Annotated in this window: 14 protein-coding genes and 1 pseudogene; 12 read left to right on the plus strand and 3 right to left on the minus strand. The window is 60.4% G+C overall.

Annotation, left to right across the window (positions count from 1 at the left end; translation table 11 throughout):
• Positions 1-73: 73 nt before the first annotated feature.
• On the minus strand, positions 74-982 hold the full coding sequence (locus tag V6F78_RS06275; protein WP_047275712.1) for a LysR family transcriptional regulator: 909 nt from the start codon (positions 980-982) through the stop codon (positions 74-76).
• A 431-nt stretch (positions 983-1413) separates the two neighbouring features.
• Between V6F78_RS06275 and V6F78_RS06280 the strand changes: the two genes are divergently transcribed.
• Positions 1414-2754, plus strand: a complete 1341-nt coding sequence (locus V6F78_RS06280) for an MFS transporter (RefSeq protein ID WP_047294436.1) — start codon at positions 1414-1416, stop codon at positions 2752-2754.
• A gap of 3 nt (positions 2755-2757) precedes the next feature.
• On the opposite strand, the gene V6F78_RS06285 is transcribed toward V6F78_RS06280, so the two are convergent.
• Positions 2758-3711, minus strand: a complete 954-nt coding sequence (locus V6F78_RS06285; protein WP_047275713.1) for a LysR family transcriptional regulator — start codon at positions 3709-3711, stop codon at positions 2758-2760.
• 74 nt (positions 3712-3785) lie between these two features.
• Complete coding sequence (locus V6F78_RS06290) at positions 3786-5195, minus strand: FAD-binding oxidoreductase (RefSeq protein ID WP_047275715.1); 1410 nt, start codon at positions 5193-5195, stop codon at positions 3786-3788.
• A gap of 186 nt (positions 5196-5381) precedes the next feature.
• On the opposite strand from V6F78_RS06290, the gene V6F78_RS06295 reads away from it, so the two are divergent.
• The 11 genes and pseudogenes from V6F78_RS06295 to kch all read left to right on the plus strand — a co-directional run bounded on the left by V6F78_RS06295 (position 5382) and on the right by kch (position 16401).
• Positions 5382-6482, plus strand: coding sequence for an FUSC family protein (locus V6F78_RS06295; RefSeq protein ID WP_332726833.1), 1101 nt, complete (start codon positions 5382-5384; stop codon positions 6480-6482).
• Positions 6483-7146: 664 nt separating this feature from the next.
• Positions 7147-7449: an urease subunit gamma gene (locus V6F78_RS06300; protein WP_047275719.1), complete on the plus strand. Its 303-nt coding sequence runs from the start codon at positions 7147-7149 to the stop codon at positions 7447-7449.
• A 54-nt stretch (positions 7450-7503) separates the two neighbouring features.
• Positions 7504-7923, plus strand: a pseudogene (locus V6F78_RS06305) (urease subunit beta); the annotation flags it as partial.
• A 179-nt stretch (positions 7924-8102) separates the two neighbouring features.
• The gene (locus tag V6F78_RS06310) at positions 8103-9821 is read left to right on the plus strand and encodes an urease subunit alpha (RefSeq protein ID WP_047294397.1); all 1719 of its coding nucleotides are present in this window, start codon (positions 8103-8105) and stop codon (positions 9819-9821) included.
• A 62-nt stretch (positions 9822-9883) separates the two neighbouring features.
• Positions 9884-10564, plus strand: a complete 681-nt coding sequence (gene ureE / locus V6F78_RS06315; protein ID WP_047276317.1) for an urease accessory protein UreE — start codon at positions 9884-9886, stop codon at positions 10562-10564.
• Between the two features lie 20 nt (positions 10565-10584).
• Positions 10585-11271, plus strand: a complete 687-nt coding sequence (locus tag V6F78_RS06320) for an urease accessory protein UreF (protein ID WP_047294398.1) — start codon at positions 10585-10587, stop codon at positions 11269-11271.
• A gap of 102 nt (positions 11272-11373) precedes the next feature.
• On the plus strand, positions 11374-12018 hold the full coding sequence (gene ureG, locus V6F78_RS06325; RefSeq protein WP_047276312.1) for an urease accessory protein UreG: 645 nt from the start codon (positions 11374-11376) through the stop codon (positions 12016-12018).
• Positions 12015-12980, plus strand: coding sequence for an urease accessory protein UreD (locus V6F78_RS06330; RefSeq protein ID WP_047276311.1), 966 nt, complete (start codon positions 12015-12017; stop codon positions 12978-12980). The genes ureG and V6F78_RS06330 overlap by 4 nt, the downstream gene beginning before the upstream one ends.
• A gap of 85 nt (positions 12981-13065) precedes the next feature.
• Positions 13066-14058, plus strand: a complete 993-nt coding sequence (gene yut / locus V6F78_RS06335) for an urea transporter (RefSeq protein WP_094991341.1) — start codon at positions 13066-13068, stop codon at positions 14056-14058.
• Between the two features lie 26 nt (positions 14059-14084).
• Positions 14085-15143 (plus strand): HoxN/HupN/NixA family nickel/cobalt transporter, encoded by a 1059-nt coding sequence (locus V6F78_RS06340; protein ID WP_047294399.1) that lies wholly within the window; start codon positions 14085-14087, stop codon positions 15141-15143.
• 82 nt (positions 15144-15225) lie between these two features.
• Positions 15226-16401 (plus strand): voltage-gated potassium channel protein, encoded by a 1176-nt coding sequence (gene kch, locus V6F78_RS06345; RefSeq protein WP_047294400.1) that lies wholly within the window; start codon positions 15226-15228, stop codon positions 16399-16401.
• Positions 16402-16411 lie beyond the last annotated feature (10 nt).

Here is a 16411-nt window from a genome sequence, read left to right on the forward strand (position 1 = left end):
TCAGCACAAACCGTTATAAAAATTGATCTCTCGGCACGTCTGGATTGCAGCAAACGCAATCCACCACCGCGATTTACGCCGTGGCGTTATCGCACAGGGTTTTGAGGGTGCGTCGCAGCCAGCGGTGGGCGTGATCGTTATCGAGCCGCGGGTGCCACGCCTGAGTGATTTCGACCGGTTTCAACGGGATGGGCAGCTCAAAGGCCCGCAGCTTGAGGCCAAGGGGCTCGAGGGTTTTGAGCAACAATTGCGGCATCAACGGCAGGATCAGCTCCGAATTGGCCAAGGCAAAAATCGCTGAATAGAACGTCGGCGTGGTGAACAGCACCCGACGCTCAAGGTCCATTTCGGCCAGCACTGCATCAATCGGCCCACGGGCGCGGCCCCGGCGCGAGACGCTGATGTGGTCGTACCCGGCAAATCGCTGCGCGGTGATGGCCTGATCGAAAATCGGATGCCCTTCGCGCGCCAGCCCCACAAACGGGCAGGTAAACAGCCGCTGCACCTTGAGGTCCGCACTCACCGGTAGCGTGGCACCGATGGCCAGATCGATCCGCCCTTCACTCAGGGCTTCATCGTCGGTAAACCCTTCGGGCACCACCCGCAGCGCGGCATTGGGCATCTCCAGCGCCATTTGCCGGCGCAACGCACCGCCATAGACCCCGAAGAACACATCGTTGGCGCGGATGCTGAAGGTGCGGTCCAACTGGCTCAAGTCGCTGTTCTGACTCTGGGTAAACACCCCGTGCGCCAGTTCCACCACGCCACGCACCTGCTCGCGCAACTCCAGTGCACGCGGCGTAGGCACCAGCCCGCGCCCGGAGCGCACCAAAATAGGGTCATTCAGGGCGTCGCGGATGCGCGTCAGGGTGCGGCTCATGGCCGGGGCGCTGAGGTTCATGCGCCGCGCAGCGCCCACCACCGAGCCCTCTTCGAGCAGCACGTTGAGGGCCACCAGTAAATTCATGTCAGGTATGTGCATGGGGCCGAAGGTTAGCGCCTAAGCGTTGACGTGAACAGTTGCAGACCGCCCGCGGTGTCCATCCCGTGCTCGAAAACGCACCATTGTTGCGCATCAGGTAAAACTGTTTCGCGCCTCCTTAGCTAGCTAACTAAGTGGCCCATTGATACATTCTCGTCCGTCAGGTCAGTCCTGACGCTCTCTTTGGTTGAGATAGTTGGCCATTACCGGATCCCCATGATGGTAATGGCCTTTTTTACGCCCGCTTGCTCAGCCTCCCCCTGTCTGCTGGTCTTTTCTGCCGCCTTTGTCGTGCACGGACTTTTCCTGCGCTGAACTTAAACCGCCGATTGTGCGAATCGTCCCACGACCGTAGAGTCCCTTTGCACCTCCCTAAAAAGATGCCTGGCCACGCCCGTGCTCAGGCGCGCGATAACAAAAAAGGGCTTGAGATGAATCACATTCCTGCGCAACACCCTGACCCCGACGATCAGGCACTGGACGGGGCTTATCGTAAAACCGCGTGGCGCGTCATGCCGCTGTTGATGGTCTGCTTTCTGGTGGCCTATCTGGACCGTGTCAACGTGGGGTTTGCCAAGCTGCAAATGCTCGATGACTTGGCGTTCAGCGAGGCCGTGTACGGGTTGGGCGCCGGGATATTTTTCATCGGCTATCTGATGTTTGAAGTGCCCAGCAACATCGCCCTGCACCGCTTCGGCGCCCGGCGCTGGATCGCGCGGATCATGGTGACCTGGGGCTTGCTGTCCGCCGCCATGATGTTCGTACAGACCCCCTGGAGTTTTTACGCGCTGCGCTTTCTGATTGGCGTGGCTGAAGCGGGGTTCTTCCCCGGCATTATTTTCTACCTCACCACCTGGTTTCCCGGACACCGGCGCGGGGTGATGGTGGCGCTGTTTATCTGCGCCCTGCCGATTTCCAACCTGCTGGGGTCGCTGATTTCCGGCTACATCATGCAGTACATGAACGGCGTCGCCGGTTACGCCGGCTGGCAATGGCTGTTCGTGATCGAAGGCTTGCCGGCCGTGTTTCTGGGCATGGCCGTGTTCTGCCTGCTGCGCGACCGGATTGCCGACGCCAGCTGGCTGAGCGAAGCCGAAAAGCGCGGTATGCAAGCCGCGATTGACCGCGACAACCAGAGCAAACAGGGGCACTCGGTGCGCGAGGGGCTGCTTAACCCAAAAATCTGGTTGTTGGGCGCGGTGTATTTTTGCCTGGTGATGGGCCAGTACATCATCAGCTTCTGGATGCCCACCATCATCCGCAACAGCGGCATCGACCAACCGTGGGTGATCGGCCTGTTGTCGGCCATTCCCTTTGCCGCAGCCGCCGTGGCAATGGTGCTGGTGGGCCGCAGTTCAGACCGCCATCACGAGTACCGCTGGCACGTAGCGATCTGCGCGACCCTTGGCGCGGCTGGCGTGCTGTTCGGCACGTTGTTGGGTGACAACCTGTGGCTGGCCATGATCGGCCTGACGGTCGGCACCGCGGCAATGATCAGCAGCCTGCCGGTGTTCTGGGGCATGCCGACCGCCGTGGTAGGCGGCGCGGCGGCGGCCGCCGGGATTGCCTTGATCAACTCGATGGGCAACGTGGCGGGCTTCTTCGCCACCATCGTGGTGGGCTGGATGACCCAGCTCACTGGCAGCACTCAAGCGGCGATGTACATGATGGCGGCCGTGCTGGTGATGGGCGGCGCGCTGGGCTTGTGCGTGCCCAAGGCCAGACTCGACCTGCGCAGCGCAGCACCTGTCGCGGCGGCGCAACGCCCTTGAGCGTCAGGTCGGCCCGTTGCTCAACCGGCGACTGCCGGGCCATTGCCCCTGCTCACCCATGCGGTTGACCACCTCCCCGATCAGCGCGGCCACTGCCTCACGCGCCGGGGTCGGCGGCATGCGGGTCGACACGCAGATGCCCAGCGTGCGATACAGCGCCGGGCAATCGACGCGGTGGGCGGTGAGGCGCCCCTCTTCAAGCTCGCGACGGGCCAGGTTGAGCGGCATCAAGGTCGGGCCCAACCCAGCTTGCACTGCACTTTTGAGGATGTGTACCGAGTTGACTTCCAGCGCGGGAGGCGCCGCACACACGCCATGGCGGGCCGCCACGCGCTCGACAATCGCCCGCGTGCAATGGCCGTGGGCCGCGCCCGGCCAGACCAGCGGCCGGGCAAACGCCTGCTCCAGGTCGAGCACCTGACCGGCAGGCCACGGGTCATCCGCGGGCGCGCACAGCCAGTAGAAGTCTTCTTCGAGCAACGGGGTGAACGCGATCTCGGGCGGCAGCTCGGCATCGGTGAACAGCGCCAGATCGATACGCCCGTACAACAGCTGCTCGAACAGGTTGCCGGTCAGCTCTTCATTGAGGTTCAGCCGCACTTGCGGGTAGCGCGTGGCCACCTCGCGCAGCAACGGCAAGGCCAACGGGCTGGCCACACTCTGCGGCAGCGCTACCACCACCGGGCCGCTGACCGCTTGCGCCGAATCCAGCACCGCGTTGCGGGCGTCCTGCAGGTGCTTGAGGATGCCCTGGGCGTATTCGTAAAACACCTTGCCCGGCGCGGTGGCCGTCACACCGCTGTGGCTGCGGTGCAACAGTTGCACCCCCAGCTCTTTCTCAAGGTCGAGGATCTGCTTGCTCAGGGCGGACTGGGCGACAAACACGTCGCGGGCCGCCCCACTGAGGCTGCCGTTGTCGAGAATGGCGACGAAATACTTGAGCTGACGAATTTCCATGCCGCGGATTCTATACACGCCGCGATTGCAGCGTCACCTGACAATCCCGGCGAGCAGCGCGCCCACGCGTCGTGTTAATCGCGCCGGAAAATCTTGCCGGGGTTCATCAGCCCTTTCGGGTCCAGCGCGTGCTTGATCGACTGCATCACATCCACCGCGTTTTGCCCGTGTTCAACGGCCATGTAATCGCGCTTGGTCAGGCCAATCCCGTGCTCGCCGGTGCAACTGCCTTCACAGGCAATCGCGCGCTCGGCCAAACGATGGGCGACCGCCTCGGCACGGGCCACTTCGTCCGCGTCATGGGGGTCCACCAGTATCAGCGCATGGAAATTGCCATCGCCCACATGGCCAAAAATGGGTGCCAGCAAGCCGTTTGCGTGCAAGTCGGCAGCCGTGGCTTCAATGCACTCGGCCAAGCGCGAGATCGGCACCACCGAATCGGTGGTCAACGAGCGACACCCCGGACGCAGCGCCACCGAGGCGAAGTAGGCATCGTGCCGCGCCTGCCATAAGCGGGTGCGGTCCTCCGGGTTGACGGCCCATTCGAAGTCCTGCCCGCCGTGTTCATCGGCCACCATGCGCACGGTTTCTATCTGTTCCTTGACCCCGGACTCGGAGCCGTGCAGCTCGAAAAACAACGACGGGGCTTCGCGCAAATCGGTGTGGCTGTAGGCGTTGATGGCTCGCACCGTCAGGGCGTCGATCAGCTCAATGCGGGCAATCGGCACCCCGAGCTGGATGGTCTGAATCACCGTGCGCACCGCATCGTCCACCGTGGGGAAGGTGCAAATCGCCGCTGAAATGGCTTCCGGCAAGGGGTGCAGTTTGACGGTCAATTCGGCAAACGTGGCCAGCGTGCCGCCCGAGCCCACCAGCAAATGCGTGAGGTCGTAGCCGGCCGACGACTTGCGTGCCCGGCCGCCGGTTTTAATCACCCGGCCATCGGCCAGCACGGCGGTCATGCCCAGCACGTTCTCGCGCATGGTGCCGTAACGCACCGCATTGGTGCCCGAGGCCCGGGTGGACGCCATGCCCCCCAGCGAGGCATCCGCACCCGGATCAATCGGGAAGAACAAACCGGTGCCATGCAACGCCGCATTCAGCTGTTTGCGGGTGACGCCGGGCTGCACCGTGACATCCATGTCGTCCGGGCGAATTTCAAGCACCTGATTCATCCCCGACACGTCGATGCACACCCCGCCCTGCACCGCTTGCAACCAGCCCTCGAGCGAGGTGCCGCTGCCATACGGAATCATCGGCACGTCATGGGCATGGCACAGCCGGGAAACACTGACGATCTCGTCCAGGCTCTGCACAAACGCCACCGCATCCGGCGGTATTGGGCCCAGAGACGAAATGTCGCTGCCGTGGTGCTCGCGCACGCTGGCAGACGTCGACAAGCGGGGGCCCAACAGCGCCTGCAACGATTGCAGTAACGACGCGGGCAAGGGTGGGCGGGTCAGCGGTGCCTGGACAGCATTCATCAGCACTTCCTCTTTTATTTTTTTGGGTCAGTTGGCGTCATCTTATGCGCTGTACACGCGGCCCCGGCCATAGGAAATACAGAACGTGCCATCTGCAACCGGTATGGCCACGCCCGACGCGTGTGGAGGACTGCCCACCCTTGAACTAGGCTCCCTGCCCATTGCGGATCATGGGTGGGAGGCGACATGCACTTGGGCAAAAAGATCTCGACGCTGGAACAGTTGGCCTGTCGCTATTACCGCTGGATTCACGCGACCCGCATCAGCCTGGCGTTTTTAATCACCTTCGCGGGGATCCGCTGGTTCAAGCTCGAAGACGCCTCCTGGGCCTTGATTACCATGCTGATCGTGATGGGCCCGCTGCCGTACTGGGGCAATGTGTTCTCACGGGCCGTGCAACGAACCGGCGGTACGGTGATCGGCGCCGTGTCGGGGCTGGTGGCGCTGTACCTGGAGATGTATTCATTCCCCGCGATGCTGCTGTGGTGCGCGGTGGTGATGTTCGCGTGCGGCTACCTGACCCTGGGCAAACACCCCTACATGGCGCTGCTGATTGGCGCGACCCTGGCCGTGGTCAGTTGTTCGGCCCCCAATGACATGGACGCCGCCGTGTTGCGCAGCGCTTATGTCATGGCCGGCTCGATACTGGCGCTGATCTTCACCAGCATCTATCCGCAACGGGCCTACACCGACCTGCGCATCAAATTCAGCCAGAGCATGGGCACACTCAACGACCTGTATGAAGCCTACTTTTCGCCGCAGGTGCTGGAGCGCCCCCACCTGGACGACACACTCAAAGATGAGCTGGACGCGGTGGTCAAGTTGCGCAGTTACATCGCCGCCGCAAGCAACGAAAGCCACCTCAAGCAGGACGTTTTCAATGGCCTGCAAACGTTGCACCGCAATGTGGTCTCCACACTGATTCTGATGATCGATGCGTACTGGTCTTCCCGCGAAAATCATTTATTGATTAAAAACGAACCGGCCTTAAGTGACTTGCACCGCCTTATACCGTTGGCCTTGCAATCGTTACAAAACAAATTAGTCAGGGGCATTGGCGATAACGAAATCAGTTCACAGTTACGTAAAAGTTCGCACCAGTTACGCGAGTTGGCACTTAAGAGTATTAGCGGCAAAGAAATAGAAACGCCTTTTTATGCCTATGTATGGCTCAGCCTTGAAATGCTCAAACAACTGGCTGAATTGAACGATCAACTGCACGCGGCGCTTTACCATCCGGGACATAAACACTTGTTTAAAAACAACGAGCCGCCTGCGGACCATTGAGCGTCAGTGCGGCACATCCCAGGGTGAGCACGTCGCGACACATTATCGAATACCGATACAAAGACTACATTCAGACAGGAAAATACCTACAGCTAAATATGAAAAAAGAGCCGCGAACATGAAGATTTTTACCTGCCACATGGCCAAATAACATCTCTAAAACCCACCAAAACCCATAATAAAATCACCATAAACTACTGTTTTTAAAGCAATTATATAAATTTGATACGCTTTTAATATTCGTCAAGTGGTCCTGTGCGGCCTTTTTCCCTGCCTGGTAGTTGTTCATCGCTGCAAAATTATCGACTACGCTCTGATCGCGCCCGTCTTGATGGAACTGAACGGAAGAGCACATGACCACTGAACACACTCATACGTTTAAACACCTGATGCGCCGCCCCGTGGCAACGTGCTCAGTGTACGCGTCACATAACGTGCTCACGTTCAATAGCACCCCGAGAACGGTCGCCCTGCATCAACACTGCAAGACAACCGCCTGCGTGATCCCCGCTGTGTTGAATACAACCATTACCGCGTTAAGAAACCCTGCGCCACATTCAACCCGTTGCATCCTTGCCCGTTACCGAATGTTGAAACAAGGGTTTGTCCGTCTGACCGGCACATTGAAACTTAACGATTAAGCGCACTGTGAATAGGAGGGCTTATGCAGCTCACCCCGAGAGAAATCGACAAATTGATGATTTACACCTTGTCGGACGTGGCACTGCGACGCAAGGCGCGTGGTTTGAAGTTGAACTTTCCCGAGGCCGTTTCAATTATTACCGTCACGGCGCTTGAAGGGGCACGGGATGGCAAGTCGGTGGAAGACGTCATGACCGAGGCAGGCAAAGTACTGACCAAAGATGACGTCATGGAGGGTGTGAGCGACCTGATCCCCAACGTTCAGGTGGAAGCGATTTTTACCGATGGCAGCCGTCTGGTCACGGTTCACGACCCGATCAAATAACGGCCGAGCAGTCAAGCCGGTTAACGCCAAACACACCCGTTTGAGGATTCCGTCATGAGCAGCAAAAAGCCAGCATCCCCCCAACCTTCCCAATCACCGCATCAGGACACCCATCCTGACCACCACATCCCCCACGCCAAAAACCCTGGGGGTGTATCCACCGGCAATGAAAGCAATGTGCCGCTGGGCGGTTGCATCTACGCCAGCACGCCGATCACCTTCAACGAAGACCGTGCGGTGACCAAGGTCAAAGTGCGCAACACCGGCGACCGGCCGATTCAAGTGGGTTCGCACTTTCACTTTTTCGAAGTCAACCGAGCGCTGGAGTTCGACCGCGCTGCCGCGTTCGGCAAGCGTCTGAACATCACCGCCACCACGGCCATCCGTTTCGAGCCGGGCGATGAAATTGAAGTGCCGTTGATCCCCTTCGGCGGCAAACAAACCCTGTACGGCTTCAACAACCTGGTGGACGGCTGGGCCCCCGACAGCACGGTCAGCGGCCATGAACGCCCGGAAAAACTGCAAGCCATCCAGCGTGCAGCCGATCGCGGCTTCAAGTTTTCCAAACCATCCAACTAAGCGCCGCATTTCACATTTTGCCTGCGCGTCGTTGCGCCATTGACGAATGCGCCGCATGAAGGAAGGAGCCACCGATGCCAACTATTTCACGCAAAGAATACGCCGGGCTGTTCGGCCCGACCACGGGCGACAAGATCCGCCTGGGCGACACTGACCTGTTTGTAGAAATCGAAAAGGACCTGCGCGGCTATGGCGAAGAAGCCGTGTACGGCGGCGGCAAATCGCTGCGCGACGGGATGGGCGCCAACAACCACCTGACCCGCGATAACGGCGTGCTCGACCTGGTGATCACCAACGTCACCATCGTTGACGCCATTCAGGGTGTGATCAAGGCCGACGTGGGGATCCGCGACGGCAAGATCTGCGGCATTGGCAAAAGCGGCAACCCCGGCACCATGAGCGGTGTGACCAATAACATGGTGGTGGGCGTGAGCACGGACGCCATTTCCGGCGAGCACCTGATCCTCACCGCCGCCGGGATCGACACCCACATTCACCTGATCTCGCCGCAACAGGCTTACCACGGCCTGTCCAACGGCATCACCACGTTCTTCGGCGGCGGCATCGGCCCTACCGACGGCACCAACGGCACCACCGTGACGCCGGGCCCGTGGAACATCCGCCAGATGCTGCGCTCGCTCGAAGGCTTGCCGATCAACGTCGGCCTGCTGGGCAAGGGCAACTCCTTTTCTCGCGACCCGCTTGCCGAACAAATCATTGCCGGGGTTGCCGGGCTCAAAGTCCACGAAGACTGGGGCGCTACCTCCAACGCCCTGCGCCATGCGCTGCGCACCGCCGATGAAATGGACATTCAGGTCTCGGTGCACACCGACAGCCTCAACGAATGCGGCTACGTCGAAGACACCATCGATGCCTTTGAAGGCCGTACTATTCACACCTTCCACACCGAAGGCGCAGGCGGCGGTCACGCCCCGGACATCATCAAGGTGGCCAGCCAGCTCAACGTCCTGCCGAGCTCGACCAACCCCACCCTGCCCTACGGCGTCAACAGCCAGGCCGAGTTGTTCGACATGATCATGGTCTGTCACAACCTCAACCCCAATGTGCCGGCCGACGTGTCGTTTGCCGAAAGCCGGGTACGCCCGGAAACCATCGCCGCCGAAAACGTGCTGCAAGACATGGGCGTGATCTCCATGTTTTCCAGTGACTCCCAGGCCATGGGCCGGGTCGGTGAAAACTGGCTGCGGGTGATGCAAACCGCCCACGCCATGAAAGTCTCGCGCGGCAAATTGCCGGAAGACAGCGCGGGCAACGACAACTTCCGCGTGCTGCGTTACGTGGCCAAAATCACCATCAACCCGGCCATTGCCCAAGGCGTGAGCCACGTCCTGGGGTCTGTCGAGGTGGGCAAGATGGCCGACCTGGTGCTGTGGGACCCGCGCTTCTTCGGGGCCAAACCAAAACTGGTGATCAAGGGCGGCATGATTAACTGGGCCGCCATGGGTGACCCGAACGCCTCCCTGCCCACGCCGCAGCCGGTGTACTACCGTCCGATGTTCGGCGCCTTCGGCAAAACCATGCAAGACACCTGCGTGACCTTCGTGTCGCAGGCCGCGCTGGAAGACGGGGTCAAGGAAAAGGCCGGGCTGGACCGTCAGGTCATGGCGGTGCGCAACTGCCGCACCATTTCCAAGAAGGACCTGGTGCGCAACGACCAGACGCCGCACATCGAAGTCAACCCTGAAACGTTCGAGGTGAAAGTCGACGGCGTGCACGCCACGTGCAAACCGATCGATGTGGCCACCATGAACCAGCGGTATTTCTTCGGCTAAGGCAGACCGCCCGGCCGCCACCCGTGGGTGGATGGCCGGGCATCATGGAAGGAGTTTGCGACGTGATTTTGATTGAACACATTCTGGGCAATGCCAAGAAAGACCCGGTCTGGCAGCGCAGACTCGAAGGCGCTCACATCGACCTGCTGGTGCTCGATCAGCGCGAAGCGCAGAAAAGCCGCTGCCGCCGCACCAGCCTCGGCGGGCGCGACCTGGGTATTTCGCTGGAACGCAACGTGGTGCTGGCCGACGGCGATGTGCTGATGTGGGATGAGGCCAGCAAAACCGCCGTGGTGGTGCAACTGAACCTGCGCGACGTCATGGTGATTGACCTCAAGGAGCTGAAAAAACAGCCCCTCGATGTCCTGATAAAAACCAGCTTCGAACTCGGCCACGCACTGGGCAACCAGCACTGGAAAGCCGTGACCAAAAACAACGAGGTGTACATCCCGCTCACCGTGGAAACCAAGATGATGGACTCGGTGATGCGCACCCACGGCTTTGAACACCTGCCCTACGCCTTCATCGGCGGCGCCGAAATCCTGCCGCACCTCACCAGCTCCGAAGCCCGCCTGCTGTTCGGCGGCGCCGAAGAAACCGACACCCACGTCCACGTCGCCAGCCCTCAGGACAAGCTGGAGGCCGCGGCACTCAAGATTCACGGCGTGCACAGCCATGGCGACGGCATCAGCCACAGTCATAGCCATGACCATGGGCATACGCACCACGACCATAAGCACTGAACCTTGCAGAAGGCGTGACCATGAAGGCAGCAGATCTCATCCGCATCATGCAGTTTGGCGACTCGGTGTTACCGGTCGGTGCGTTCACGTTCTCCAACGGGGTCGAGTCCGCGATCCAGACCGGCATCGTGCACGATGTGGCAACCCTCAAAGGGTTTGTACTCACGGCGCTCAAGCAGGCCGCCAGTTGTGACGGCATGGGGGTGGTCGCGGCGCACCGCGCGGCCATCGCTGATGACCGTGAAGGCATTTTGCGGGCGGACTGGGCGGTCAATAACCGCAAGCTCAACGAAGAAAGCCGCCTGATGGCCACCCGCATGGGCAAAAAACTCGCGCAGATGTCAATCCATGTGGTGGAAACCCCGTTGGTGCGTTGGTGGCTGGAGCAAATCAAGGCCGGCAACGCCGCAGGCACGTACCCCGTGACCCAGGCCGTGGTGATGTCGACCCAGGGCATCGGCGCCCGCGAGGTGGTGGTGATGCACCAGTACGGGGTGGCGATGACCATCCTCAGCGCCGCCATGCGCCTGATGCGTGTCACGCACCTGGACACCCAGCACATCCTGTTTGAACTCAACCACGACATTGAAGCGTTTTGCGACATCGCTGAAATCGGCGACATCGAGCAGATGTCGTCCTATGTGCCCATTGTCGACGTGCTGGCTGCGGTCCACGTCAAAGCCCATGTGCGGCTGTTTATGAACTGACCCGCTGCACCGCGCCGGCCCCCTGCCGGCGCGGTGCCGGCGCGGTGCCGGCGCGGTGCCGGCGCGGTGCCCGATGAAAAGACTGTTTCAGGAGCAAGTCCCGTGAAAAAAATTACACGTATTGGTATTGGCGGCCCGGTCGGCTCGGGTAAAACCGCAATCATTGAAGTGATCACCCCGATCCTGATCCAGCGCGGTTACAAACCGCTGATCATCACCAATGACATCGTCACCACCGAAGACGCCAAACAGGTCAAGCGCACCCTCAAGGGCATCCTCGACGAAGACAAGATCCTCGGCGTCGAAACCGGCGCCTGCCCGCACACGGCGGTGCGCGAAGACCCGAGCATGAACATTGCCGCAGTCGAGGAAATGGAAGAGAAATTCCCCGACAGCGACCTGATCATGATCGAGAGCGGCGGCGACAACCTGACCCTGACCTTCAGCCCGGCGCTGGCCGACTTCTACATTTATGTGATCGACGTGGCCGAAGGCGAAAAAATCCCGCGCAAAAACGGTCCGGGGCTGGTGCAGGCCGACATCCTGATCATCAACAAGATCGACCTCGCGCCGTACGTGGGCGCCAGCCTGGACGTGATGGAAAGCGACACCAAAGTGGTGCGCGGCAACCGCCCGTACATCCTCACCAACTGCAAAACCGGCCAAGGCATTGAAGAACTGGTGGACATGATTGAACACATGTTCCTGTTCGCCCAGAAACCCGCCACCCACGAGGTCACTGCATGACTGCTCAGAGCCTGAACATCGTGAACACCCCTTCACGGCTTCGCGCTCATGCATTGGGTCAGGACGCGCCGGAGCTGGCGGAGTACCAGAATGAACCGCCGCAGATGCACAGCGGCGCGGTCGGCAAAAGCGGTTACTTGCGCCTGGGGTTTGAGCGGCGCGGGGAGCGCAGCATTTTGGCGGATGTCGAGCGGCGCGTGCCGTCACTGGTGCAGCGGGCCTTGTATTGGGACGAAGAAATGCCCGGTCTGCCCTGCGTGACCATGATTTCGACCTCCGGCTGCGTGCTGCAAGGCGACCGCCTGGCCACCGACGTGAATGTGGGGGTGGGCGCCTGCGGGCACGTGACGACCCAATCGGCCACCAAAGTGCATTCGATGAATGCCAACTATGCCTCGCAGATCCAGCAGTTTCGGGTCGAGGAAAACGGCTACCTGGAGTTCATGCCCGACCCGCTGATCCCGCACCGCGATGCACGGTTTATCACCGACACCCGGATCACGATTCACCCCACGGCCACGGCGATTTACAGCGAAATCCTGATGTCCGGGCGCAAATACCACCACGTGGATGAGCGCTTCGGTTTTGACGTGTTTTCCTCGCGGGTCTGCGCCCAAACCCTTGAGGGCCGGGAGCTGTTTGTCGAGAAATACGTATTGGAGCCCAAAAAGGAAAGCCTCGACGCCATTGGCGTGATGCAGACCTTCGACGTGTTCGGCAACGTGGTGCTGCTCACCCCCAAGGCGCATCACGACCGGATTGTCGAACGCATGCCTGCCCTGTTCGATATCAAGGCCGGGCTGGCCAGTGGCGTGACCCGCCTGCCCAATGACTGCGGGCTGATCTTCAAGGTGCTGGGCAATGACAGCGGTGAGGTCAAGGCTCAGGTCCGCGAGTTCTGGAAAGTCGCCCGTGAGGAAATTCTGGGGGTCACCTTAGCGCCGCCGTTTCTCTGGCGCTAGGCGACTCGCACTGCGCAGTAGTGACCGGGGCCGGCTGCGGCGCCGGTGATTGCACACCCTTTGCAGCCCGAATGGAGAAGCATCTATGGATGTCGCCAAAGCGCCCGGTTCCACATGGACCCAACTGGCAAACGGCAATCGGGGGATCGAGTTCATCGACGTCACCCTGCGCGGTTGTGCCCAAGTCATGTTCCAGAACAACCCGTTGACCGGGCTGTTGTTCTTCGCCGCGATCTTTGTCGGCGCCTATGCCGAAGGCATTCCAGCCGTGGCCTGGGGCTGCGTACTGGGCACGGCGGTGGCGACCCTCGCCGGACTAAGCCTCAAGGACCGCGCCTCGTGGAAGTCCGGGCTGTACGGCTACAACGGTTGTCTGGTGGGCGCGGCGTTGCCGACCTTTCTTGAGGTCACACCGGTGCTGTGGCTGTGCATCATCCTTGCCAGCGTGGTCTCGGTGATCGTCATGCTCTGCATTGCCGACATCCTCAACACTTGGAAAGTCGCCGCCCTGACTGCCCCGTTTGTCTTGGTGACCTGGATGATCCTGCTGGCCAGCTACGCCTTTGGCGGCCTGACCAACACGGCGCTGCCGGTGCCCAACCTGCCCCACGATCTGGTCGCCCACAACAGCAACCTGTTCGACGGTATTCACCTGCTCGACGGGGTGTTCAACGGCATTTCCGAAGTGTTTCTGATCAGCACCCTGATCGGCAGCGTGCTGTTTCTCGCCGGGCTCGCGGTGTCCTCGCTGTGGGCGGCGGTGTTTGCCGTCTGCGGTTCGCTGCTGGCGGTGCTGACGGCTACCGTGCTGCAAGCCGAGCATGCCAGCATCAACAATGGCCTGTACGCGTTCAGCGCCGTACTGACCGCCATTGCGCTGGGCTCAACGTTCAACACGCCCAGTTGGCGGGTGCTGATCTACACCCTGATCGGGGTGATTTTCACGGTGTTTGTGCAAGGGGCTTTGAATACCCTGCTGGCACCGGTGGGCATACCGACCCTGACCATGCCGTTTGTACTGGCGTCGTGGTTATTTCTGGTGCCCAACAAAGACGTTATGCCTGCCCACCGCCAGTAGCCTTCATCCTTTTGCGGAGCCCTTACATGACAGCCATCGTCGAACCTCTGGCCCCAGCAGCGCACTCCACGACCCGACGCAATGCGATCTGTTTGCTGACCGGCCTGATCGTCGCCAACGCACTGGCATGGCTCTGGGCCTTCAGTGAATTCGGCACCAACCCGGTGCTGATGGGCACAGCGCTGCTGGCCTACAGTTTTGGCTTGCGCCACGCGGTGGATGCCGACCACATCGCGGCCATCGACAACGTCACCCGCAAGCTGATGCAACAAGGCAAAACCCCGATTGCCGTGGGCACGTACTTTTCCCTCGGGCATTCCACCATCGTGGTCCTGGCGTCGCTGGCCATCGCCGCCACGGCCATGGCGTTCAAAGACGACATGGCGTGGTTTCACGAAACCGGCGGGCTGATCGGCACGTTGGTATCGGCGGTGTTCCTGCTGTTGTTCGGGGTGCTGAACCTGGTGATCCTGATCTCGGTGTACAAGACGTTCAAGCAGGTCAAGGCCGGCAAAACCTTCACCCCGCACGAGCTGGACGGGCTGGTGAGCAACAACGGCGGCCTGTTGGCACGGGTGTTTCGCCGGGTGTTCAACCTGGTCAACAAAAGCTGGCACATGTACCCGGTGGGGTTTCTGTTCGGGCTGGGGTTCGACACCGCCACTGAAATAGGCCTGTTGGGCATCAGTGCCACCAGCGCCTCCCATGGCATCAGCCTGTGGTCGATCATGGTGTTCCCGGTGCTGTTCGCCGTGGGCATGGCGCTGGTGGATTCGCTGGACAACTTTGTGATGATCGGCGCCTACGGCTGGGCGTTTTCCAAACCGGTGCGCAAGCTGTACTACAACATCACCATCACCGCCGCCTCGGTGGTGGTGGCCCTGTTTATCGGCGGGGTTGAAGCCCTCGGGCTGATTGCCGACAAACTGCAACTGACGGGCGGTATCTGGACCCCGATCAACGCCATCAGCGAGCACTTTGGCGAGATCGGCTACTGGATCATCGGCCTGTTCGTGTTGTGTTGGGTGATTTCTGCCTTGAACTACTACCTGCGCGGTTATGACCATTTAGGAGCCAATGCCTGATGAGCAGATTCAGCAAAAGGACGTGCGCGTTAGCCGCTGACCTACACTCCATCCATTCTTTAACTGAGGCGTCGTAGGAACCATGACTTTAAAAGAGGACGTAAAAGCCAGATTCTCCTTTGCCTACGGGGTCGCCCTGCTGGTGGCCATCAACGGTTTTCTCTTGTTCTTACCGGTGTTGCAACGCGGCGTGGCGCACTCCAACGACGCGTCCGGCCTGTTCAGCTCCTGGAAGGAAGCCCTGAGCTTTCTGGCGCTGCTGGAAATCCCCGGCTTCGTGGTGGGGCTGGTGTTGCTGTTGATGTCCATCGGCCTGCTGATCAAGTCGCGCATCAGTTGGTTCTTTTGCCTGCTGTTGCTGGTGGCCACGGTCTGCGTCGACGTGTTCATCCTGAAGCAACCCGATGGCGTGACGTTGTTCTCGCTGTTCACCATTGCCGTGCTGGTGTACTTCTGGCGCCGCTTCGACCACTACAGCCTGGCCACCGGCAGCTTTTTCGCTGTGGTCAGCATCGCCTCGCTGATCGTCTACAGCATGCTCGGCACGCTGTACATGGGCGAACAGTTCGCGCCGCAGGTCACCGACCTGCCGACCGCGTTCTACTTTGCCATCGTGGTGATGTCCACCGTGGGCTTTGGCGACATCGTCCCGCACACCACCGATGCCCGCATGTTCACCCTGACGGTGATCATCCTGGGCATCACCATCTTCGCGATCTCGGTGGCGTCCATTGCCGGTCCGCTGATCAGCAACAACATCCAACGCATTGTTAAGGGCAGGATTTCTCACATGGCGCGTAAAAATCACTACATCCTGGTGGGCATGGGTTCTCTGGCACAAAACGTCTACAAAGGCCTGACAGAACGGGGCGAACACGTGACCGTGGTCTGCCCCCCTGGCAGCCCGCACGACTTGCCGGAAAAGGCCGACATCATCGAAGGCGACACCTCGGCCGTGTCGACCCTGAAGCTGGCCGGCGCCAACGAAGCGAAATACATCGTGGTGCTGTCGGAAAGTGACGCGGAAAACGTGTTTGTGATTCTGGCCGCCAAGGAAGTGGCCGGTGACGACACGCAAATCATTGCGCTGGTCAACGAAACCCAGAACATGGCCAAGGTCAAACGCGTCAACCCGACCATGGTGCTGTCACTGCCCTTGTTGGGCAGCGAGCTGCTGGTGCGTACCCTGCAGGGGGATGCGATCAACAATGACCTGATCACCGAAATGTTCTTCGGCAAGCGTACGTCGCTGGGCTAAGGCACCTAGG

Source organism: Pseudomonas sp. ESBL9 (genome assembly GCF_036668715.1).
Classification (GTDB): Bacteria; Pseudomonadota; Gammaproteobacteria; order Pseudomonadales; family Pseudomonadaceae; genus Aquipseudomonas; species Aquipseudomonas lundensis.

Bases quoted from the DNA above. Each gene is read 5' to 3' on its own strand.
- V6F78_RS06275 (WP_047275712.1), bottom strand. From the start codon at position 982: ATGCACATACCTGACATGAATTTACTGGTGGCCCTCAACGTGCTGCTC.
- V6F78_RS06280 (WP_047294436.1), top strand. From the start codon at position 1,414: ATGAATCACATTCCTGCGCAACACCCTGACCCCGACGATCAGGCACTG.
- V6F78_RS06285 (WP_047275713.1), bottom strand. From the start codon at position 3,711: ATGGAAATTCGTCAGCTCAAGTATTTCGTCGCCATTCTCGACAACGGC.
- V6F78_RS06290 (WP_047275715.1), bottom strand. From the start codon at position 5,195: ATGAATGCTGTCCAGGCACCGCTGACCCGCCCACCCTTGCCCGCGTCG.
- V6F78_RS06295 (WP_332726833.1), top strand. From the start codon at position 5,382: ATGCACTTGGGCAAAAAGATCTCGACGCTGGAACAGTTGGCCTGTCGC.
- V6F78_RS06300 (WP_047275719.1), top strand. From the start codon at position 7,147: ATGCAGCTCACCCCGAGAGAAATCGACAAATTGATGATTTACACCTTG.
- V6F78_RS06310 (WP_047294397.1), top strand. From the start codon at position 8,103: ATGCCAACTATTTCACGCAAAGAATACGCCGGGCTGTTCGGCCCGACC.
- V6F78_RS06320 (WP_047294398.1), top strand. From the start codon at position 10,585: ATGAAGGCAGCAGATCTCATCCGCATCATGCAGTTTGGCGACTCGGTG.
- V6F78_RS06330 (WP_047276311.1), top strand. From the start codon at position 12,015: ATGACTGCTCAGAGCCTGAACATCGTGAACACCCCTTCACGGCTTCGC.
- yut (WP_094991341.1), top strand. From the start codon at position 13,066: ATGGATGTCGCCAAAGCGCCCGGTTCCACATGGACCCAACTGGCAAAC.
- V6F78_RS06340 (WP_047294399.1), top strand. From the start codon at position 14,085: ATGACAGCCATCGTCGAACCTCTGGCCCCAGCAGCGCACTCCACGACC.
- kch (WP_047294400.1), top strand. From the start codon at position 15,226: ATGACTTTAAAAGAGGACGTAAAAGCCAGATTCTCCTTTGCCTACGGG.